The organism is Corallococcus exiguus (assembly GCF_009909105.1).
Taxonomy (GTDB): domain Bacteria; phylum Myxococcota; class Myxococcia; order Myxococcales; family Myxococcaceae; genus Corallococcus; species Corallococcus exiguus.
In genome coordinates, this window is record NZ_JAAAPK010000006.1 from 1 (window position 1) to 21,364 (window position 21,364).

The following is a 21,364-nucleotide window of genomic DNA, read 5'->3' on the forward strand; positions in this document are numbered from 1 at the left end:
CCTCCCAGGAATGCCCGCTGCAGGGACTGAACGAGGAGCACGTGCCCGGGACGCGCCGCCACCCGCGCCGCATGCCGCAGCAACTCGAACTCGGCCTGCGCGCAGGTTTCCCCCGACTCCCAGCGCGCCGCGTCCTGGAGCTGGTAGCACGTGCTCCCCAGCCGGTCCAGGTCGAGGTCCGAGGCCTTCGCGCAGCAGTCGGCCAGCAGCTCCACCAGCACCTGCCGCTTGAGGCTGAAGTAGCCCTCCAGAAGCCACCGGGCATCCGGGTTGCTCGCGTCATGCAGCGCCAGCCCCAGATTCTCCAGCGTCAGCGACTCATCCAACGCCACCGCGCGAGTCTTGCGTCCGGGGCGCTGAACCACCAGCCCCCGTGCCGCCAGCCGCCGCAGCGCCTCGCGGATGGTGCCCCGACACACCTCATAGCGGCGCGCCAGCTTCGCTTCGGAGCCGAATTGCCCGCTCGGGTGCAGCCGCCCCAGCGCGATATCGCGCTCGATTTGCGCCTCCACATAGGCCACGAGTCCTCGCCGTTCCATCCCCATTCCCCCTCCTCGTCACAGCATCGCCATCCAACCACAGGGGTCTGACATGGACGTGCGAGCCCACCAATCCGTGTCATCGGATGGGCCGCAGTCCGGGACCCGGGCGGCGAAAACCTGTCCGACTGTCGGACAAGTTTTGAGGCAACCGGGCCCGGTCGGGGACATCTGCCCGCGCCCCCAATTTGGCGTTTGCGCGCGCATGACGTCGCGCCCCCGCCGGGCGGGAGCGGCCTCGGGCCCAAGCGGCGAAATCCGTCCGACTGTCGGACAGGTCTTGGGAGAGCCGCACCCATGCGGGCGGCTCTGTCTGATCGTGGCCCCACCTTGATGTCCGCGCCCGCATGACGTCGTGGCTCGCCGCTCCGTTCCGCGAAGCGAGCGTCTTCGGCTTCATGCGGTGCGAACCGGTCCGACTGTCGGACAGGTTTTGCGGCGACCAGCCCCAGGTGGGCGACGCTGCTCGTACACATGATTGGGTGACCGCACGCGGACGACACTGCGGGTCGCCGCTGCATTCCGCCAGGCGCGCGGCATCGGTTTCATTCGGTGCGAACCAGGCCAACTGTCGGGCAGGTTTTGCGGCAACTGGCTCCAGGGGGACGATGCTGCTCGTACACATGATTGGGTGACCGCGCGCAGACGAGGTTGCGGTTCGCCGCTGCTTCCGCCAGGGGTGTGGCCTCGGTTTCATTCGGCGCGAATCGGTCCGACTGTCGGACAGGTTTTGCGGAAACCGGGCCCGGGAGGGAGCATCTGTCCGTGCCCCAGTTTGGGCTTCGCGCATACGCGACGTCGCGGTCCACGGCTGATCCGTGAGGCGCGTGCCCGCTTGGGGAACTTCGGGTCGCGGCCTGGGTTGACGAACTGCTGACGCCCTCCCGGGTCACGCGTCTTCGCCGGGCGCGCACAAAGCGACACTTCGGCCCCTCGGGTCCCGGGCGCCCCCTCCTGACATGGTAGTCAATCCGTTCACCTTCGTCGGACGGGCTCCTTCCGTGCGCTCCACTGTGACTGCTTGCCTTCCGTGCGCCCCTGGGCGGTGTCCATGAGCCCGCCCCGCGTGAAGGATGCTCCGCGCGTCGAGCGCTTCGGACCGGCGCTTCCCCCTTCCACGTTCACCGGATTCGCCGTGGCGACGCTGGCCGTGCTCGCCATCGCACTGCTCTCCTACCGCACGCTCAAGACGCGCGCGGCCACGGGCGAGATGGTGACGCATACGCTCACCGTCGCGGCGAAGCTGGAGGAGGTGCTGTCCACCGTGAATGACGCGGAGACCGGGCAGCGCGGCTTCCTCCTCACGGGCGCGGAGAGCTACCTCAGCCCCTACTCCCTCGCGAAGAAGACGCTGCCGGAGCAGCTCGCGGAGCTTCGCGGACTCATCGCCGACAGCGCCGTGCAGCAACAGCGGTTGGACCGGCTGGAGGGCGCGGTCACGGAGAAGCTGGCGGAGCTGCAGGAGACCGTGGACCTGCAACTGCGCGGTGAGGGCCGGCAGGCCATCGCCGTGGTGAAGGAGGACAGCGGCTTCGCCGCCATGCGCACCATCCGCGCCACCGTGGAGGAAATGGAACTGGAGGAGCGCGCGCTGCTCACGAGCCGGTACGGGGAGTTCCAGGCGTCCGCCAACCTGGCCCTCGCCGTCACCCTGAGCGGCTCCGTGCTGCTGTTCGCGCTGCTGGGCATCGCCGCGTATACCGCCGCGCGCGACTTCCGGGCCCGCGCCATCGAGTCGTGGCTCCAGACCGCCCAGACCGAACTCGGCGTGCGCATGCAGGGCGACCAGCGCATGGACCGGCTGGGAGACAACATCCTGCGCGTCCTCGCCGACACGCTCGACGCCCAGGTAGGCGCACTCTACGTCGCGGACACGACGCGCCACTTCCGCCGCGTCGCGGGCCACGCGCTTCCTGCGGACCTGGCTGCGCGGCATGACACGCTGGCTCCCGGCGAAGGACTGGCCGGACAGGCCATCAAGGACGGCCGGGCCTGCCACCTGCGCGACGTGCCCGAAGGCTACCTGCCCATCTCCTCCGGACTGGCTCGGGGCCGTCCGCGCCACGTGCTCATCGCGCCCGCCCAGGTGGACGGACAGGTCAACGCGGTCGTGGAGCTGGGCTTCCTGCACCCGGTGCACCCGTCGCACCTGGAGCTGCTCCAGCAGGTGTCGGACGCCATCGGCGTCGCGGTGCGCGCCTCGCTCGACCGCACCCGCCTGGAACAACTCCTGGAAGAGACGCAGCGCCAGGCAGAGGAGCTCCAGGCCCAGCAGGAGGAGCTGCGCGTCTCCAACGAAGAGATTGAAGAACAGAGCCGCGTCCTCAAGGAGTCCCAGGCGCGACTGCTGAACCAGCAGGCGGAACTGGAGCAAACCAACGCCCAGTTGGAGGCCCAGGCGCACCTCTTGGAGAACCAGCGCGACGACCTGGCCCTGGCACAGGTCACGCTTACGGAGAAGGCCTCGGAGCTGGAGCGCACCCACCGCTACAAGGGCGAGTTCCTGGCCAACATGAGCCACGAGCTGCGCACGCCGCTCAACAGCTCGCTCATCCTCGCGAAGCTGCTGGCGGACAACAAGGAGGGCAACCTCACCGCCGAACAGGTGAAGTTCGCGCAGACCATAGGCTCCGCGGGCAACGACCTGCTCGCCCTCATCAATGACATCCTGGACCTGTCGCGCATCGAGGCGGGCCGCGTGGACGTGCAGTTGGAATCAGTGGGCCTCCAGCCCTTCGTGGAGAACCTGGGCCGCACCTTCCAGCCCATGGCCGCGCAGAAGGGTCTGCGCTTCACCACCACCGTCGCGCCGGGCGTGCCCCCCACGCTGGAGACGGATCCCCAGCGGCTGGGCCAGGTGCTCAAGAACCTGCTCGCCAACGCCTTCAAGTTCACGGACTCCGGCGAGGTGACCCTCACCGTCGCCGCAGAGGGCCCGGGGCGCGTGACGTTCAGCGTGCGCGACTCCGGCATCGGCATTCCGGGCGAGCTCCAGGGGCTCATCTTCGAGGCCTTCCGGCAGGCCGACGGCAGCACCCACCGCAAGTACGGCGGCACCGGCCTGGGCCTGTCCATCTCCCGCGACCTGGCGCGGCTGCTGGGCGGCGACGTCACCGTGCGCAGCGCGCCGGGCGAGGGCAGCACCTTCACCGTCACCCTCCCCCTTCGCCCGGGCCCCCCCGCACCCGCGGTTCGCGAGCAGTTCCCCGCGCCGCCCCCAGTCCCCGTCCAGCCCGTGGCCACGCCCCGCCCGACGCCGGCCCCGCCCCCTAGCCTGGAGGACGACCGCGAGCGGCTCACCTCCGGCTCGCGGGTGCTGCTGGTGGTGGAGGACGACGCCCGCTTCGCCCTCATCCTGCGCGACCTGGCGCGCGAGCTGGGCTTCCAGTGCATCCTGGCCGCCACCGCCACGGATGGACTGGAGGCCGCGCTCGGCCACGCGCCCCATGCCATCATCCTGGACATGAACCTGCCGGACCACTCCGGCCTCACGGTGTTGGATCAGCTCAAGCGCAATCCGCGCACGCGCCACATCCCGGTGCACGTGGTGTCCGCGGCGGACCCGACGCGTGAGGCACTGGAGCTGGGCGCGGTGGGCATCGCGCTCAAGCCCGTGCAGCGCGAGCAACTGCTGGACGTCTTCCGCACGCTGGAGACGAAGTCCGCGCCGGGCCCCCGCCGGGTGCTGGTGCTGGAGGACGACGCCCGTCAGCGCGAGAGCATCCAGAAGCTGCTGGCGGCGGAAGACGTGGAGGTGGAGGGCGTCGCCACCGCGCACGACGCGCTCCAGCGGCTTCGCGAGCACACCTTCGACTGCATGGTGATGGACCTGCACCTGCCGGACCTGAGCGGCCAGGAACTCCTGGAGCGCATGGCCGCCGAGGAGGCCGTCTCCTTCCCTCCCGTCATCGTCTACACCGGCCACACGCTCAGCCGCGACGAGGAGCAGCAGCTGCGCCGCTTCTCACGCTCCATCATCATCAAGGGCGTGCGCTCCCCGGAGCGCCTGTTGGACGAGGTGACGCTGTTCCTGCACCAGGTGGAGTCGCGCCTGCCACCGGAGCACCAGCGCATGCTCCAGGCCGCTCGCGACCGCGAGTCCACGCTGGAGGGCCGCCGCATCCTCGTGGTGGAGGACGACGTGCGGAACATCTTCGCCCTCTCCAGCGTGCTGGAGCCCCGGGGCGCGAAGGTGGAGATCGCCCGCAACGGCAAGGAGGCCCTGGCCCTGCTCACGAAGAGCCTGGCCCAGCCCCAGCTCGCGGTGGACCTGGTGCTGATGGACATCATGATGCCGGAGATGGATGGCCTCACCGCCACGCGCGAAATCCGCAAGCAGGAGGCCTGGCGCAAGCTGCCCATCATCGCGCTCACCGCGAAGGCCATGCGCGACGACCAGGAGAAGTGCCTCCAGGCGGGCGCCAACGACTACATCGCCAAGCCGCTCGACGTGGAGAAGCTGCTGTCGCTCCTGCGCGTCTGGATGCCCAAGGGGTGAGGCCGCGCATGCACGACGTGGCGACGAAGGAGTTCGACATCGAGCTGCGGCTGCTGCTCGAGGCGCTCTACCTGAAATACCACTACGACTTCCGCGGCTACGCGGAGTCCTCCCTCAAGCGCCGGCTGGCCCAGGCCGCCGAGCGCCTCGACTGCGCCACCCTGTCCCAGCTCCAGGACCGGATGCTGCACGAACCCGCGCTGTTCCCCGTGCTGCTGGACTACCTCACCGTGCAGGTGAGCGAGCTGTTCCGCGACCCGTCCTACTTCCGCGGCCTGCGCGAGCACGTGGTGCCGGTGCTGCGCACCTATCCGTCCCTCAAGGTCTGGGTCGCGGGGTGCAGCACGGGGGAAGAGGCCTGGTCGCTCGCCATCCTGCTGCGTGAGGAGGGGCTGCTGGAGCGCACGCTCATCTACGCCACGGACATCAACCCCACCGCGCTCCAGCGAGCGGAGGCCGGGGTGTACGCGGTGGACCGCATCGCGTCCTTCACCCAGAACCACCGGCTGTCCGGCGCGCGCACGTCGCTGTCGGACTACTACACCGCCGCGTACGGCGGCGCGGTGTTCGACCGGTCGCTCAAGGGCCACATCGTCTTCTCGGACCACAGCCTGGCCACCGACAGCGTCTTCGCGGAGGTGCAGCTCCTGTCGTGCCGCAATGTGCTCATCTACTTCAACCGCGAACTCCAGGAGCGCGCGCTGGGATTGTTCGCGGAATCGCTCTGTCACAAGGGGTTCCTGGGCCTGGGGGCGCGCGAGTCTCTGCGCTTCTCCTCGCACGAGGCCTCGTTCACCCCCGTCGTCCCCGAGGATAGGCTCTACCAGAAGCGATAGAGGAGGCCCCACCGCCATGCCCACTCCGCGCCCCGCTCCGCCCGCTGGCCGCGTCGACGCCATCGTCATTGGTGCGTCCGCGGGAGGGGTGGATGTCCTGACACAAATCCTGCCCGCGCTGCCCACGAACTTCCGGCCCGCGGTCCTCGTCGTCCTGCACCTGCCGCGCAAACTCCCCAGCCTGCTGCCGGAGGTCTTCACCGCCCGGTGCACGCTGCCGGTGCACGAGGCGACGGACAAGCAGCCTGTCCAGCCCGGGACCATCTACTTCGCGCCACCCAACTACCACCTGCTCGTGGACCGGGACGCGAAGGGGCCGTTGCTCGCGCTGTCCATGGACGCCCCCGTCCACTTCTCCCGCCCCGCCATCGACGTGCTCTTCGAATCCGCCGCGGCCGTCTATGGCCCACGCCTGGGCGGCGTCATCCTTACGGGCGCCAACGCGGACGGGGCGCTGGGGCTCCAGGCGGTGAAACGGCGGGGCGGCGTCACCCTGGTGCAGGCCCCCAACATCGCTATCGCTCGCTCGCCTGCCATGCCCCAGGCAGCCGTCGCGGCAGGGCCGGTGGATTTCGTGCTGCCTCTTGAACAGATGCCCGCCGTCTTCCGGGCATGGGGAGATGGCGGTGCTATCTGACCTGTCCGTCCTCAGCAAGGAGCCCCTGCCCGTGGCTTCCCGGGTGAAGTGCCTGCTCGTCGATGACCTGGAGGAGAATCTCCTGGCGCTCTCCGCCGTGCTGCGGCGTGACGACGTGGAGGTGCACTGCGCCCGCTCCGGCGCGGAGGCACTGGAGCTGCTGTTGCGTCACGAGTTCGCGCTCGCGCTCGTGGACGTGCAGATGCCGGAGATGGACGGCTTCGAATTGGCGGAGCTGATGCGCGGCTCAGAGCGCACCCGCGACGTGCCCATCATCTTCGTCACCGCCGGCGGTGGCGACCCCTGGCGCACCTTCAAGGGCTACGAGGCCGGCGCGGTGGACTTCCTCTTCAAGCCGCTGGAAGCCCACGCGCTGCGCGGCAAGGCGGAGGTCTTCTTCCAGATGCATCGCCAGAAGCAGCAGCTGGCGCAGCAGCTGGACACGCTCGCGGAGACGCTGCGCCTCAACGAGATGTTCACCGCGGTGCTGGGCCACGACCTGAGGAACCCCCTCTCCGCCATCCTCACCGCGGCGGACCTGCTCCAGCGCCGCTCGGAAGACGAGGCCGTGAAGAAGACGGCCTCGCGGATGATGACCGCCGGCAAGCGCATGAGCCGGATGATTGAAGACGTGCTGGACCTGGCGCGCGCGCGGCTGGCGGGCGGGATTCCGCTGCGCCGGGGAGAGACGGACTTCGGGCAGCTGGTGCAGCGCATGGTGCAGGAGCACCAGACGTCATGGCCCCGCCACCGCATCGAGGTGCGGCAGGACGGAGACCTCGTGGGGGACTGGGACGCGGACCGGCTGGCGCAGGTGGCCTCCAACCTCATCGGCAACGCGCTCCAGCACGGCGACGCCGCGGAACCGGTGCGCATCCTCGTGGACGGCACGCGCGACCACGCCCTGCACTTCACCATCACCAACGTGGGCGTCATCCCCGCCCACCTGATGCCCTTCCTCTTCGACCCGTTCCGCGGCGGCCAGCAACGCCGGGGCCGGGGCGAGGGCCTGGGCCTGGGGCTCTACATCGTCCAGCAGATCATCCACGCGCATCAGGGCGGCGTGGAGGTGCTCTCCGGCAGCGGGCCCTACACGGAGTTCCGCGTGGAGCTGCCGCGCAAGGGCATGGACGTCGTCAAGCTGTAGCGCCGTTGTCCACGGGCACGCTGCCCGGCCCGTCGGACTCCTCCAGCGGCGGCAGCGTGTGCAGCCCCCAGCGCTGTCCCGCCTGCCAGGCGGCGACACCGGAGACGCCCCAGCCTGCGCGCTGGGCCTCGCGCCCCTCGAACTCCAGCCAGAAGACGGCGGTGTCCGGCCGCGCCGCCTGATCCAGGCACGCCACGCGCGACAGCGTGCGCCCGTGCGTATCCAGCGCCACGGCGAAGGGCTTGTGCGAGTGGCCGCAGATCACCCACTTCGGGTGCACCGTGTCCACCAGCTTGCGCGTCACCGGGTTGCCAATCCACGGCGAGGGCAGCGGGCGCGAGGGGGCTAGGCGTTCGTCACGGGCCTTCTGCACGATGCCCCGGGGCCACTCGTGCACGAGCAGCAGGTCCACGTCCCGCATCGCGGACACGTGCTCCACCTCCGGCGTGCGGAAGTAGCCCGCCTGCTTCGCCGTATCCAGCGACGTGGGCCGCTTCAGCGGCTGGTCGATGAAGCGTGGCGCGTGGATGCCGGACAGGTACGCCACGCGTAGGGGGCCCAGGGTGCGCAGGCCCGCGCGTCCCAGGTAGTGGACGTCCGGGGCCAGCTCACCGCCTTCGGGCAGGTCGTGCAGCGCCTCGAAGTCCTCGTTGTTGCCGCCAATGAAGTACAGCGGCCGCTTCACGCGGCGGATGCCATCCGCGTACTCGGCGAACTCCGCGGGCATGGCGCGCTTGGCGGCCTTGCGCCGGTGGTCGTCCGCGTGGCGGAAGGCCTCCACGTCCCCCACCGCCAGCACCAGGTCCACCCTCCGGCCACGCGCCTGCTCCAGCGCATCCAGCCACGCCTCCACGCGGTGGAAGCGGCCATGGATGTCACCCAGCGCGGCGACGAGGAGGGAGTCCTGCGGCATGTCCTTCACTCAAGGCCTCCCGCCCCTCCCTGTCGAGTCATCCGCCTCTGTCACTTTCCAGTGACGGACGTATGGCCGCCCCAGCTACGGGCAACCCAGCGGATAGGTGACCTCCACCACCGCGCCCGGGGCCGGGGCGCGCAGCCGGTCGAAGATGACAGCGTTGGCCCGCGCGTCATAGGACCAGCCGTCCGTCACGGGCAGTCCGTCCACCCGGACGGCGATGGCGCCGGGGTCCTCCGGCACCTCCGACAGGGGGAAGGCGCGGTTGGGCCCGAAGGCGCTCTCCGACAGCTTCTCCAGCGACGCGGCCCAGTTGGGCGTGCAGATGCTGTCCACCACGCCGTTGAGCTTCCGGGCCAGCTCCATGTACCGGCTGCCGGAGCTGCTGGAGGTGGTGCAGGTCGTCAGGTCCTCCGGGCCCACCACGGCGTTGAAGCTCACCTTGGACGGGTCGTTCCCCTTCAGGGCCAGGAGGTAGGTCTCGTAGAAGGACACCGGCTGGGAGCTGAAGTCCTCCTCGTCCGACAGCACGATGATGGCCAGCTTCGCCTCCTCGCGCAGGAAGCCGCCGTTGCCGTCGTTGGCCTGGGGCGTGCGCGGATCATCCAGGTCGTAGAGCAGCGGATCCGACAGCGCTCGGTACGCCGCGTCCAGGCCCTGCTCGTTCCAGTGGCATACGCCCACGTGCGTGTTGGTGGCGAAGACGCCGGCCGCGTTGGGCGTCTCCGGCGTGATGATGCGCGGGCTGGAGCCGTCCACGGGGAACAGGCGCCCGTTCTCACCGCCCAGCGCGCCGCCGGGGCACTCGGACCAGCCGCCCGGAGACGGATCCAGGCCGGTGGTGGTGACGCCGATGCGGTAGTCCACCTGCGCGGCGGTGGCCGCGGACAGGAAGGCCGAGAAGTTATCCCCCAGGCTCTGCTGCTCCTCCATCATGGAGCCCGAGTTGTCCACGACGAAGAGCACGTCCACGCGCGCCTCCGACTGCTGGACGAAGCGATCCGTCTGGTCCGTCTTCGCCAGGCCCCGCCCCACGAGCCCCGCGTTGTAGACGGCGCCGTCCCTCAGCGTGAAGCGCACCGTCGCCGCGTCCTCGCCCTCCTCCCCGGGCGCGTACTTCGCGGTGAGCTTCACGCGCCCGCCCGCGGGAATCGTGGCCGGCAGCGCGCCGGACACGGCGAACTCCTGGCCCGGCTGCTCCAGCTTCATGCCCGTCACCTTCACGTCCCCCGGACAGTCGTTGTAGGCCATGAACTCGCGGGTGCGAGGGCCGCACGCCAGCCGGCTGATGCCGAAGTCCACCGTGGTGGGCTGCACGGAGAAGCACCCCTGCACGCCCCGGCCCACCAGGTTCACCAACGGGTGACCGCGCGTGGGGTGGCTCACCCAGCCCTCCGCGAGCCCCTGGAACTCCCCTTCACCGGAGGGGTGGAAGCGCACGAGCAGCGTGGCCTTCTTGCCGGGCTCCAGCACGCTGTTGGCCACCGTCGACGCGCGGAACGCAGGGTCCGACCCTGACGCCAGCTGGAGCCCCGCCAGGAAGCACGCCTGCGTGCCGGTGTTGCGCAGCGTCACCCCCAGCGCCACCTCCGAGCCCACCGGCACCTGGCCGAAGTCCAGCACCGAAGGCAGCGCGTACTCGCACGGCGCGAAGGCCTTGCCCTCGCCCGACAGCGTCACGCCGTCCGTGGCGCTGGAGGTGCGCTGGGTGGAGGTGACGGCCAACTGCCCGCTGCTCGCGCTGCCCACGCCCGCGCGAGGGCTGAAGGTGAGGCCCACCTTCAGCGTGCCCCCGGGCGCCACCGGCTGGCTGGATGGCGGCTGCGCGAGCGTGAAGTAGCCCCCCGCCTGCGTGGTGAGGTGGAGCCCGGTGACGGTGGTCTCCTCGCGGCAGTGGTTGTTCACGGTGACGTCGCGCGTGGCCGTCATGCCGAAGGCCACCGGCCCGAAGTCCAGGTGCGAGGGCGTCACCTCCACGCACGACGCGCCGCCCTCGCCCGTCAGCGTCACCTTGGGGCCGGGCGACGTCGTCTTCGGCTTGCGCACGGACACCTCCACGCGGCCATCGCGCACCCGGCCGGCCACCGCGGGCGTGAAGGCCACGCGCAGCTCCACCACCCCGCCCGGAGCCAGCACGTCGTTGGGGAGCGCGGGCGCGCTCACCACCTTGAACACGCCGGACGGGTCCTCCAGGAGCGCCGCGCCCTTGTAGCTGAGCGGCTCGGAGCCCAGGTTGCGCACGGTGATGCGCTCCTCGGCGGTGGCGCCCACCGCCACCCGGCCGAAGTCCACGCGCAGCGGCGTCACCTCCAGCGCGCCGGCCACGCCCATCCCCGTCAGCCTCACCACCGCGGGCTCGCAGCCGTCGCACACCGCGACGTGCAGCTCCGCCTCCCCGTTGCCCAGCCGCACCGGGCTGAAGGCCACCGGCACCTTGCGCGTCTCATGCGGCGCCAGCGTGGACGGCATCCCCGCGCCGGCGGAGAACTCGTCCTTGTCCGCGCCCTCCACCGACAACACCAGCGGGCTCTCCACGTCGGAGGGGTTGCGCACCGTCACCTCGCGCATCTCCACCAGCCCCAGGTTCACGTTGCCGAAGTCGAGTGCTGACTCCGGCACCTCCACCAGCGCCTTCACGCCGCGCCCGCTGATGGGCACCTGCGTCGCCGCGCCGCCGGACGCGTCCGTGAACAGCTCCAGTTGCCCCTGCACCGCGCCCTCCACGTCGGGCGTGAAGCGCACTTCAAGCTCGTGCTCCGCGCCGGCCGTCAGCGTGAAGGGCTCGAACACCGGGACGCTGACGTTGGGCAGCGACGAGCGCGCCCCCTCCACGCGGTACGACGCGCGCCCCTGGTTCGCCAGCCGCAGCGTCATCGTCTTGGTGCGCCCCACGGCGGCGGGGCCGAAATCCAGGAGCTCCGGGCGTGCCGCGAAGCCCGTGCGTGCCTGCTGTGAAGTGGGCCGCTCACACGCCGTCGCCGCCGCCACCAACGCCAACACCAGCCATCGGAGTCCACGCATACAGAGTCCCCCATTTCCTACGCACGGCACCGGTGTCCCCCCACACAGCACTGCGCGTGGATCCGGTCGTCGTAGAAAGGTGCAACCCTGGTGCCTGGGCGTCCCAACGAGGCGCCGTCACGCCGCCAACACGGCAAACGGGCGCCCACGCTGGGGAACGGCATTTAACGGGTAAAGCAGGAGATTCCACGTTTCGTGGAAGCGACTGCAAAAGCTTCACAAACGGTCGATGCTACACCGACCCCTGACCCTCGGGGGCCGTGCGATTTCCAGAGGGGACGAGTGGCGTGCGCAGGACGGCCAGGTGCCCGTTTGGCGGTGGGGATGCGGGCGGCGGTTTCGCGTGTTTCCGCTGAACCTCTCCGGTAGTGCGCCTTTGCGTGCACCGGAACACCCTTTCAGTGATAAAGCGCCCCCCATGTCCGAGCCCGACGTCATTTCCATCCGTGGTGCCAGGGAGCACAACCTCAAGACCGTCTCCCTGGACATCCCGAAGAAGAAGCTCGTGGTGTTCACCGGTGTGTCGGGCTCCGGCAAGAGCTCGCTCGCGTTCGACACGCTCTACGCCGAGGGGCAGCGCCGCTACGTGGAGAGCCTGTCCTCCTACGCGCGCCAGTTCCTGGGGCAGATGGAGAAGCCCCGCTACGACACGCTGCGAGGCCTGTCGCCCACCATCTCCATCGAGCAGAAGGCGGCCAGCAACAACCCGCGCTCCACGGTAGGCACCGTCACGGAGGTGCACGACTACCTGCGAGTGCTCTACGCCTCCATCGGTGTGCAGCACTGTCCCCAGTGCGGCCGCAAGGTGGGCAAGCAGAGCGCGCAGCAGATCGTCGATGAGATCATGAAGCTGCCCGCGGGCACCAAGCTCCAGGTGCTGGCGCCCATCGTCACGAACCGCAAGGGCGAACACAAAGATTTGCTCGCGGAGGCGCAGAAGCGCGGCTTCTCCCGCGCGCGCGTGGACGGGAAGGTGCGCGAGCTGGAGGAGCGCATCGAGCTGGACAAGAAGTCCAAGCACGACATCGCGCTCATCATCGACCGTCTGGTGTTGAAGCCGGACCTGCGCACGCGCCTGACGGACTCCGTGGAGACCGCGCTGCGCGAGGGCAAGGGCACGCTCATCATCACGGACGAGAAGGGCACGCTCGCGTCCGACCGAGTGATGAGCGAGCTGAACGCGTGCCCCGCGTGCGGCCTGTCCTTCGGGGACCTGACGCCCGCGTCGTTCTCCTTCAACAACCCGCTGGGCATGTGCACGGACTGCAACGGCCTGGGCACCCGTCCGGAGATGGACGCGGACCTGCTGGTGCCGGACCAGACGCGCAGCATCCGCGACGGCGCGATTGAGCCGTGGGCCAGCGGCATGAACCGCGGCGAGGGCTGGACGGCGGACTTCGTGGAGAGCCTGGCGTCCGCGTTCAAGATCGATCTGGACGTCCCGTACGCGAAGCTGACCAAGCGGGAGAAGGACGTCCTGATGAACGGCGCGAAGGGCAAGTCCTTCACCGTGCAGTGGGGCGACAACGGCCAGTACGACATGGAGTGGGAGGGCCTGCTCGCCCGCACCATGCGCAACTTCAAGACGACCACGTCGGAAGCGCGCAAGGCGGAGCTGCAGAAGTACTTCAGCGACAAGCCCTGCCCGTCCTGCAAGGGCGAGCGCCTGCGTCCGGAGAGCCGCGCGGTGAAGGTGCACACGCGCACGCTGGTGGACCTGAGCCGGATGACCATCACGGAGGCGCGCACCTTCCTCACGCAGATGGGCCTGAGCGCGCAGGAGGAGAAGATTGCCCAGGAGCTGCTCAAGGAGATCCGCAGCCGCCTGTCCTTCCTGGTGGACGTGGGCCTGGGCTACCTCACGTTGGACCGCACCGCGTCCACGCTGTCCGGCGGTGAGAGCCAGCGCATCCGGCTGGCGTCGCAGATGGGCAGCGAGCTGACAGGCGTCATCTACATCCTGGATGAGCCCTCCATCGGCCTGCACCAGCGTGACAACGGCAAGCTGCTCACCACGCTCAAGCGCCTGCGTGATTTGGGCAACTCCGTCATCGTCGTGGAGCACGACGAGGAGACGATGGAGGAGGCGGACTACCTGGTGGACTTCGGCCCCGGCGCGGGCGAACTGGGCGGTCAGGTGGTGTCCCAGGGCACGCCCAAGCAGGTGATGGCGGACGAGAAGAGCCTCACCGGCGCGTACCTGTCCGGCCGCCAGGAGATTGAAATCCCCGAGTCCCGCCGGCCGGTGAACCCCAAGCATCAAATCTCCATCGTGGGCGCGACGGAGAACAACCTGAAGAACGTGGACGCGGACATCCCGCTGGGCATCTTCACGGCGGTGACGGGCGTGTCCGGCGCGGGCAAGTCCACGCTGATCAACGAAATCCTCTACCCGGCCCTGGCGCGCGCGCTCTACGAGAGCCGCGAGCCCATGGGCAAGCACAAGTCCATCAAGGGCCTGGAGCACCTGGACAAGGTCATCGACATCGACCAGCGGCCCATTGGCCGCACGCCGCGCAGCAACCCGGCCACGTACACCAAGGTGTTCGACGCCATCCGTGAAGTCTTCGCCATGACGCCGGAGGCGCGCACGTTCGGCTACGGCCCGGGCCGCTTCAGCTTCAACATCAAGGGCGGCCGCTGCGAAGCGTGCGAAGGCGACGGCGTGAAGCTGGTGGAGATGCACTTCCTGGCGGACGTGTACGTCCCCTGTGAGGTCTGCAACGGCAAGCGCTTCAACGAAGCCACGCTGCGCGTGCGCTACAAGGGCAAGAACATCGCGGAGACGCTGGACCTGAGCGTCCGGGAAGCGGTGGACCACTTCGGCGCGCACAAGGACATCCTGCGCGTGCTGACGACGCTCACCGACGTGGGCCTGGGCTACCTGCGGCTGGGCCAGCCCTCCCCCACCCTGTCCGGCGGTGAGGCGCAGCGCATCAAGCTCGCCCGCGAGCTGGCCCGGGTGGCCACCGGACGCACGCTCTACATCCTGGACGAGCCCACCACGGGCCTGCACTTCGAGGACATCCGCAAGCTCTTGTCCGTGCTCAACCGGCTGGTGGAGGCGGGCAACAGCGTGCTCGTCATCGAGCACAACCTGGACGTCATCAAGAGCGCGGACTGGCTCATCGACCTGGGGCCGGAGGGCGGCTCGGGCGGCGGGCAGATTCTCGCCATCGGGACGCCGGAGGACGTGGCGAAGGTGGAGGCCAGCCACACCGGGCGTTACCTCAAGCACGTGCTGGGCAAGGCGCGCCGGGCCCGCATTGGCAAGCGCGTGGACGCGGCCTGAGGGGCCCCGGTAGGGTGGGGGCATGGCCGAGACCTCGACCGCCCCCACCTCCCAGCGCTTCCCGCCTCAGATTCCCTACATCATCGGGAACGAGGCCTGTGAGCGCTTCAGCTTCTACGGGATGCGGAACATCCTCGTGGTGTTCTTCATCGACTACCTGCTGCGCACGCACGTGCCGGAGACAGGGGCGAGGGAGGCCCAGGCGAAGTACCTGATGCACCTGTTCATGGCGGGGGTGTACTTCTTCCCGCTCCTTGGCGGGTACCTGGCGGACCGCTTCTTCGGGAAGTTCCACACCATCTTCGTGCTGAGCCTCGTGTACTGCGCGGGGCACGCGTGCCTGGCGCTCTTCGAGGACAACGCCACGGGCTTCTACACGGGCCTGACGCTCATCGCGATTGGCTCAGGCGGCATCAAGCCGTGCGTGTCCGCGATGGTGGGCGACCAGTTCACGGAGACCAACAAGCACCTGGTGAAGAAGGTCTTCGCCATCTTCTACTGGACCATCAACTTCGGTTCGTTCTTCGCGTCGCTGTTCGTCCCCGTGCTGATGAAGAACTACGGGCCGGCGGTGGCCTTCGGCGTGCCGGGCATCCTGATGTTCCTGGCGACGATCATCTTCTGGGCGGGCCGCAAGCACTACGTGCTGGTGCCGCCCACGGGCCCCAATCCGCACTCGTTCTTCAAGGTGCTGGGCAGCGCGTTCCGGGGCAAGGACGCGGCGGGCGGCACCTGGCTGGACAAGGCGAAGGCGGAGCACCCGGCGGAGTCGGTGGAGGGCGTGAAGGCGGTGTTCCGCGTGTCCGCGCTGATGCTGCCGTTCGTGCCCTTCTTCTGGATGCTGTTTGATCAGAAGGCGTCCACCTGGGTGGTGCAGGCGCGGTCCATGGACCCCAACGTGGGCGGCATCGTGTTCCAGCCCAGCCAGATGCAGTTCATCAACCCCATGCTGGTGATGCTGCTCATCCCCTTCCTGACGGCCGTGGTGTACCCGGCCTTCCAGCGGATGGGCTGGGAGCTGACGCCGCTGCGCCGCATGCCGCTGGGCCTGGTGATTGGCGCCGCGTCGTTCGTCATCGCGGGCTTCTTCCAGGTGGCCATGGAGGGCGGGACGACGCTGAACATCGCGTGGCAGCTCTTGCCGTACATCGTGCTGACGGTGGCGGAGATCCTGGTGTCCACCACGGGCCTGGAGTTCGCGTACACGCAGGCGCCCCGGGAGATGAAGGGCACCATCCAGAGCGTGTGGCTGGTGACGAACACGCTGGCGAACGTGGCGGTGGCCATCGCCGCGGCGCTCAACGTCTTCACGGGCTCCGCGCAGTTCTTCTTCTACGCGGCCCTGGCGACCGTGGCGGCCGTGGGCATGGCGCTGGTGGCCCGCCGCTACGTAGTGCGCGACTACTACCAGACGGACGCGCAGGCCCCCATGGACGGCCGCAACCCGGGCGTCGAGCCGAAGCCGGCCTAAGGCGAAACCTGCACGGTCGGATCCGCCGTGGGAGACGTGTGCGGCCCCCGGCGGGGCAGCGCCACCGTGAAGGTGGCGCCCTGCCCCGCCTCGCTTTCGACCTGGACCGAACCGCCCAGCCTCTCCACCAGCTGGTTCACGATGTGGAGGCCCAATCCCAGCCCCCCGTAGTGGCGTGACGACACCGCGCGCTCGAAGGCGCGGAAGATGCGCGCGTGCCGCTCCACCGGGATGCCAATGCCTTGATCCCGGACCTCCAGGCGGGCCATCACGGCATCCCCCTCCACTCGCACTTCGATGGGCCTCCCTTCGCCGTACTTGATGGCGTTCGAGAGCAGGTTGGTGACGATCTGATCCAACCGCGACCGGTCCCACACGCCCGGCATCGCCGTGTCTGCGTGGACCTGGAGCCGGGTTCCGGACGAGGCCAGCTCGGGGACGAAGCGCGCCGCGACGTCCCGGACCAGCGCGGCCAGGTCCACCTCCTCGAACTCCAGCTCCAGCTTTCCAGCATGGATGCGGGAGACATCCAGCAGGGTGTTGACGAGCTTCACCATCCGCTTCGCCTGACGCTCGATGACCTCCAGAGAGTGCGTCACCGTCTCCACCCGCGCGGTCCGCAGCGCTCCTGAGCGGGCAAGGCGCATCAATCCCTGCACCGACAACTGGAGGGACGTGACCGGGGTCTTCAGCTCATGCGAGGCAATGGAGAGGAACTCATCCCGAAGGCCAATCGCCAGCTGCGCCTGCTGGTAGAGGCGGGCGTTGTCCAGCGCCATCGCCGCGCGGCGGGCCAGCTCCTGCGCGAGCGCGAAATCCGCCGGGCCATACCGGCCACCGCCCTCCACGCGGGCGAGGGTGAGCGCTCCGAGCGCATGCCCCCGTGCGAGCAGCGGCACCGAAATCCACGACTGGAACTCGACCACCTCGGACAGGCCCTGACCGTCCCGGACGCACCCCAGTGACATGGAGGCGCATCCCTCCGGGCAGAACTCCGGCTCGCCCAGGCGGAGCACCCTCCCCGGGCCATGCGCGGCCTCCAGGTCGGGCAGCGCGCAGTTCATCCGCGCGGTCGCGGTGGCGTGCAGCGCATCGGAGCGGGCCTCGGTGATGCGCTGGAAGGACTGCCCCCCGTCCAGCAGGTCCACCGCGCACCAGTCGGCGAACCGCTCGACGGTCAGCGCGGCCACGCTGCGCATCGCGTCCTCGGGGGCGAGCGAGCCGGTGAGCAGCCCGGACGCCTCCGCCAGGAGCGCGGACCGCCCCTCCTGCGCCTCCGCGCGGGCGCGCGCCTGTTGCTCCCGCTGGAAGGTCTGATCGCGCTCCTGCTCGGCCCGGCGGTGCTCGGTGATGTCGATGCCGGTGCCGATGACGTACTCAATCACTCCCGACTCGCCTCGAAGCACGTTGCTGGCCCAGGCGATGAGGCGGCGCTCTCCGTTGCGTGTCATCCAGTGATGCTCGGACTGCTCGAACCCCAACCCGGCCGCGAGCACGGCGAAGTTCTTCGCGACCCGCGCCGCTTCGTCCGGCGGCTGGAGTCGCGTCCAGAAATACGCGCCGCGCAGCTCCTCGAAGGAGTAGCCCGTCATCTCCTGGCACGCCCGGTTGAAGCGGATGATCCGCCCCTGGGGATCCAGGACGATCACCAGCGCGCGGGCCGTGTCCAGGACCGCCGAGCTGAAGTCCCGCTCCCGCTGGAGCGCACGCTCGCTGTCCAGGGTCCGCTCGAAGAGCTGCCGGTGGACAAGCGCGGTGTGAAGCACACCGCCAAGCCGCTCCACCATGCCCCGGTATTGCCGCGGCAGCCGCGGCTCGCGGTCGAAGTACAGCAGCAGCACGCTGGAAAGAGCCCCGGCGCCGTCGATGGGCACGGACCACCGCACGAGCCCCGGCGAGTCCAGCTCCGGGTAGGGAAGGTCCACCGAGTGAGGCGCTGGCATCTCGGGGCGCGGGGGCAGCCCTGGAATCGGGAGCTGGCGGGAGGCCGAGGACAGCCCGCTCGCGCCCAGAAGCCCCACATGCCCCCGCGCATCCGGCTGGAGCCAGAGGGCGACCGCGCACCCCAGCCGCTCCGCGACGCGGTCCAGGAAGTCGTCGGCGGGCTTGCAGGGATTGAGCAGATCGAGCGCCGCGACGGTGAGCTCCTGGAGCACGCTCAACAGCGCGAGCCGCTCCTCGGTGAGCTTGTGGTCCCCATCCGCGCCGTGGTCCGCCATGCGCTCCCTCACTCCCTCATCCAGGCAGGGCGACCACCACCGCTGTCTTGTTGTGGAACTGGGGGACCCCGCCTCCCATGGCCCCCACCTCGCCCAGGGTCAGACAACCCACGACCGGGACCCCTTCTCCGAGCGCGTCCTGGAACCTCGCGAGCTCGTCTTGGGCGAACTCCCCCAGGACGAGGTACCGGGAGACGCAATCGAACACCACCGCGCCACCCAACGCGCCAGGGGTTGCTTCCCGGGCCAGGGTGGCGGCAATGCCCGCGGCGTCGAGCAGGTCCGTGCGCTTGCCCTCCATCACGCGGACCAGGGAGCCGTCCGGAACCTCGGCGATGAAGCGCACCGAACCATCGGGTTCGACAGTCAGGGGGTCTCGGATCACGAACTCGCCATTGGCCTGGGGAATCCCCAGCGGGTGCGTCATCGCGAAGCGGGGAAAGCTTTGCGCGTCCAGGGCGTCGCCCCGGCTCTCGGCCGTGTGCCGGTAGACCTCGAAGGCGCGCTCGTAGTCGAGCTCGACGGCGGTCGAGCCCCGGGCCTTGGTGACCTGCGAGGGCGGACCATACGGAGACCAGCCGTGCTGGATGCCCACGCCCAACGGCTCCAGGGCATCAAAGGCAATCACCACCACCTGGTCCTGCCAGGCATGCCCGTGTGTGAACTGGGCCGTCTTCACGAACCGGACGTTGTTGCCCGCTCCGCCGCCCGCCCAACGGATGCCCGCGCCCGCCTCCTGTTGAGCCCCGCGCACGACCTCCGTCGAGTTGCCGCTCAGCGCGTCCGGCAGGACGAACAGCGTCCGCCGGTATCCAGGGGGCTTGGGAGGCAGCTTGCTGACGGCCTCGGCCACCGCCGCGCGTCCGGCCGCTCGCGGGCTCACGCTGACCGGCCCGCCCATTCCCACGCCGACGCGGAAGTCGCCGCCGCGGAAGACCGCGATGACCAGGCCCTGGAGCAGCAGCTCCGTTCCCGCGAAGACGCCCGCCGCGCAGCACCCGGCCCAGGGGATGTCCCCGAGCTGCGCGCCGACCGCGGACGCCAACGCCACCGCGTCGTACTGGTCCGTGCACAGCACGAGCGCGAAGCTGGGGGCGTCCGCGCCGCGCAGCGCCTCCTGGCTCGCCTCCCGCGCTGCGGCGGTGCAATCCGGCGAGCGACTCTTTCCAATCTGGATCCGCATGGGCTCTAGAGAATCGATACCCACGCGGGAGCGGGCGTGCAGGGCCCCCACGGCCCACGAAAAACGCCGGAGCACCCAGGGGGCGCTCCGGCGTTCGTGCTTCAGCAAGACTGCCCTACCCGGCTCAGGTGGCCGGGTGGACGGTGCCTTCCTGGTGCGCGGGCGTCGACGCGGGCGTCACTTCGTCCGTGCCGTGCATCATCCGCTTCAGCATGGGGGCGAGGAACAGCAGGATGACGCCCGACAGGCCCGCGCCGATGACGATGGTGAGGAACACGCTGAACTCACCCATCTTCTCCGAGTAGCCACCCAGCACGCCGGACAGCTTGTTGGCCACCGCGTTCGCCAGGAACCACACGCCCATCATCGCGGAGACGACGCGCTGGGGCGCCACCTTGCTCACCATGGACAGGCCCACCGGCGACAGGCACAGCTCGCCCATGGTGTGGAAGAGGTACGCCATGATGACCCACCACGCCGCCGCCTTGCCGTCCATCGCGCTCTCCTTGGAGGCGCCCAGCATGAAGGCGAAGCCCACCGACAGGAAGATGAGCCCCAGGGACATCTTCACCGGGATGCTCAGGTCCTTGCCCTTCGCCGCCAGCGAACTCCACACCACCGCGAAGATGGGCGCCAGCGTCACGATGAAGACGGAGTTGAAGTTCTGGAACCAGGTGGTGGGCACCTCCCAGCCGAACATCGAGCGGTCCACCTTCTGGTCCGTGTAGAGGTTCATCAGGCCGCCCGCCTGCTCGAAGCCCGTCCAGAACGCCACCACGAACAGCGCGATGATGAAGATGACGATGATGCGGTCCCACTCCTGGCGGCTGAAGGCATGGTGCTTGCCGTCCGGCGTCGTCGTCTGCGCCTCGGTGGGGCGCGGCGCGGGCGCGAGGCCCACGTTGCCCAGGAACCGCTTCGCCAGCGACACGAAGATGATCACGCCCAGCGTCATGCCCACGCCGGCGGAGCCGAAGCCCCAGTGCCAACCCACGCGCTCACCCAGCGTGCCGCAGATGAAGTTGCCCAGCACCGCGCCCAGGTTGATGCCCATGTAGAAGATGGTGAAGGCACCGTCGCGCCGGCCGTCACCCGCGGGGTACAGCCCGCCCACCATGGTGGAGATGTTCGGCTTGAAGAAGCCGTTGCCGATGATGAGGAAGCCCAGGCCCGCGTAGAAGATGGAGATGCCGGGTAGCGCCAATAACAGGTGGCCAATCACCATCAACGCGCCGCCCAGCACCACCGCCTTGCGCTGGCCGATGTAGCGGTCCGCGATGTAGCCGCCCAAAATCGGCGTCAGGTACACGAGGCCCGTGTACGTGCCGTAGAGGCTCAGCGCATCCGCGGTGGACCAGCCCAAGCCGCCCCGCACCTTGTCGGTGAGGAAGAGCACCAGCAGGCCGCGCATGCCGTAATAGGACATGCGCTCCCACATCTCGGTGGCGAACAACAAATACAGGCCCGGGGGATGCCCCTTGCGGGCCTCGCCCGCGGCGACGGTGCTTTGCATGCCGTGAGTTCCTCGAACGGATTCTTGTGAGGGGGAACGAAAAGTCGCGCGACTGTAACAGGAGTCCCGCCCTCGGCGAGGACAGAGGACAC

12 protein-coding genes are annotated in these 21,364 nt (G+C 69.4%); 6 read left to right on the forward strand and 6 right to left on the reverse strand.

Annotated features, from left to right (window positions below; genetic code table 11):
- A partial coding sequence (locus tag GTZ93_RS23560) for a FadR/GntR family transcriptional regulator (RefSeq protein ID WP_161663002.1) occupies window positions 1-545 on the reverse strand: 545 nt, incomplete at its 3' end.
- Window positions 546-1,590: 1,045 nt separating this feature from the next.
- Here GTZ93_RS23560 and GTZ93_RS23565 point away from each other — a divergent pair.
- From GTZ93_RS23565 to GTZ93_RS23580, 4 genes are read left to right on the forward strand one after another with little or no spacing between them, the layout of a single operon-like run.
- Window positions 1,591-5,037 (forward strand): response regulator, encoded by a 3,447-nt coding sequence (locus tag GTZ93_RS23565; protein WP_161663003.1) that lies wholly within the window; start codon window positions 1,591-1,593, stop codon window positions 5,035-5,037.
- An 8-nt stretch (window positions 5,038-5,045) separates the two neighbouring features.
- A complete protein-coding gene (locus tag GTZ93_RS23570) occupies window positions 5,046-5,873 on the forward strand; it encodes a CheR family methyltransferase (RefSeq protein WP_139918597.1) in 828 nt (275 codons plus the stop codon).
- Between the two features lie 16 nt (window positions 5,874-5,889).
- A complete protein-coding gene (locus GTZ93_RS23575) occupies window positions 5,890-6,510 on the forward strand; it encodes a chemotaxis protein CheB (protein ID WP_139918596.1) in 621 nt (206 codons plus the stop codon).
- Entirely contained in the window at window positions 6,494-7,657 is a 1,164-nt protein-coding gene (locus tag GTZ93_RS23580) for a hybrid sensor histidine kinase/response regulator (RefSeq protein ID WP_169831350.1), read from the forward strand. The genes GTZ93_RS23575 and GTZ93_RS23580 overlap by 17 nt, the downstream gene beginning before the upstream one ends.
- Here GTZ93_RS23580 and GTZ93_RS23585 read toward each other — a convergent pair.
- Together GTZ93_RS23585 and GTZ93_RS23590 are read right to left on the reverse strand one after the other, a co-directional pair.
- Entirely contained in the window at window positions 7,647-8,570 is a 924-nt protein-coding gene (locus tag GTZ93_RS23585; RefSeq protein WP_139918594.1) for a metallophosphoesterase family protein, read from the reverse strand. The genes GTZ93_RS23580 and GTZ93_RS23585 overlap by 11 nt on opposite strands.
- An 84-nt stretch (window positions 8,571-8,654) precedes the next feature.
- A complete protein-coding gene (locus tag GTZ93_RS23590; protein WP_139918592.1) occupies window positions 8,655-11,594 on the reverse strand; it encodes a choice-of-anchor D domain-containing protein in 2,940 nt (979 codons plus the stop codon).
- Between the two features lie 418 nt (window positions 11,595-12,012).
- Here GTZ93_RS23590 and uvrA point away from each other — a divergent pair, with 418 nt between their 5' ends.
- Together uvrA and GTZ93_RS23600 are read left to right on the forward strand one after the other, a co-directional pair.
- A complete protein-coding gene (gene uvrA / locus GTZ93_RS23595; protein WP_139918591.1) occupies window positions 12,013-14,886 on the forward strand; it encodes an excinuclease ABC subunit UvrA in 2,874 nt (957 codons plus the stop codon).
- A gap of 22 nt (window positions 14,887-14,908) precedes the next feature.
- Window positions 14,909-16,357 (forward strand): POT family MFS transporter, encoded by a 1,449-nt coding sequence (locus GTZ93_RS23600; RefSeq protein ID WP_139918589.1) that lies wholly within the window; start codon window positions 14,909-14,911, stop codon window positions 16,355-16,357.
- On the opposite strand, the gene GTZ93_RS23605 is transcribed toward GTZ93_RS23600, so the two are convergent.
- The 3 genes from GTZ93_RS23605 to GTZ93_RS23615 all read right to left on the reverse strand — a co-directional run bounded on the left by GTZ93_RS23605 (window position 16,354) and on the right by GTZ93_RS23615 (window position 21,272).
- Window positions 16,354-18,576, reverse strand: a complete 2,223-nt coding sequence (locus GTZ93_RS23605; protein WP_139918587.1) for a sensor histidine kinase — start codon at window positions 18,574-18,576, stop codon at window positions 16,354-16,356. The two genes, GTZ93_RS23600 and GTZ93_RS23605, sit on opposite strands and share 4 nt — an antisense overlap.
- 16 nt (window positions 18,577-18,592) lie before the next feature.
- Window positions 18,593-19,759: an FIST signal transduction protein gene (locus GTZ93_RS23610; RefSeq protein ID WP_167548357.1), complete on the reverse strand. Its 1,167-nt coding sequence runs from the start codon at window positions 19,757-19,759 to the stop codon at window positions 18,593-18,595.
- A gap of 124 nt (window positions 19,760-19,883) precedes the next feature.
- Entirely contained in the window at window positions 19,884-21,272 is a 1,389-nt protein-coding gene (locus GTZ93_RS23615) for a peptide MFS transporter (protein WP_139918585.1), read from the reverse strand.
- Between the last annotated feature and the right edge of the window lie 92 nt (window positions 21,273-21,364).

Excerpts from the sequence above, each read along its gene's own strand:
- GTZ93_RS23565 (WP_161663003.1), top strand. The coding sequence starts at position 1,591 with ATGAGCCCGCCCCGCGTGAAGGATGCTCCGCGCGTCGAGCGCTTCGGA.
- GTZ93_RS23570 (WP_139918597.1), top strand. The coding sequence starts at position 5,046 with ATGCACGACGTGGCGACGAAGGAGTTCGACATCGAGCTGCGGCTGCTG.
- GTZ93_RS23575 (WP_139918596.1), top strand. The coding sequence starts at position 5,890 with ATGCCCACTCCGCGCCCCGCTCCGCCCGCTGGCCGCGTCGACGCCATC.
- GTZ93_RS23580 (WP_169831350.1), top strand. The coding sequence starts at position 6,494 with ATGGCGGTGCTATCTGACCTGTCCGTCCTCAGCAAGGAGCCCCTGCCC.
- GTZ93_RS23585 (WP_139918594.1), bottom strand. The coding sequence starts at position 8,570 with ATGCCGCAGGACTCCCTCCTCGTCGCCGCGCTGGGTGACATCCATGGC.
- GTZ93_RS23590 (WP_139918592.1), bottom strand. The coding sequence starts at position 11,594 with ATGCGTGGACTCCGATGGCTGGTGTTGGCGTTGGTGGCGGCGGCGACG.
- uvrA (WP_139918591.1), top strand. The coding sequence starts at position 12,013 with ATGTCCGAGCCCGACGTCATTTCCATCCGTGGTGCCAGGGAGCACAAC.
- GTZ93_RS23600 (WP_139918589.1), top strand. The coding sequence starts at position 14,909 with ATGGCCGAGACCTCGACCGCCCCCACCTCCCAGCGCTTCCCGCCTCAG.
- GTZ93_RS23605 (WP_139918587.1), bottom strand. The coding sequence starts at position 18,576 with ATGGCGGACCACGGCGCGGATGGGGACCACAAGCTCACCGAGGAGCGG.
- GTZ93_RS23610 (WP_167548357.1), bottom strand. The coding sequence starts at position 19,759 with ATGCGGATCCAGATTGGAAAGAGTCGCTCGCCGGATTGCACCGCCGCA.
- GTZ93_RS23615 (WP_139918585.1), bottom strand. The coding sequence starts at position 21,272 with ATGCAAAGCACCGTCGCCGCGGGCGAGGCCCGCAAGGGGCATCCCCCG.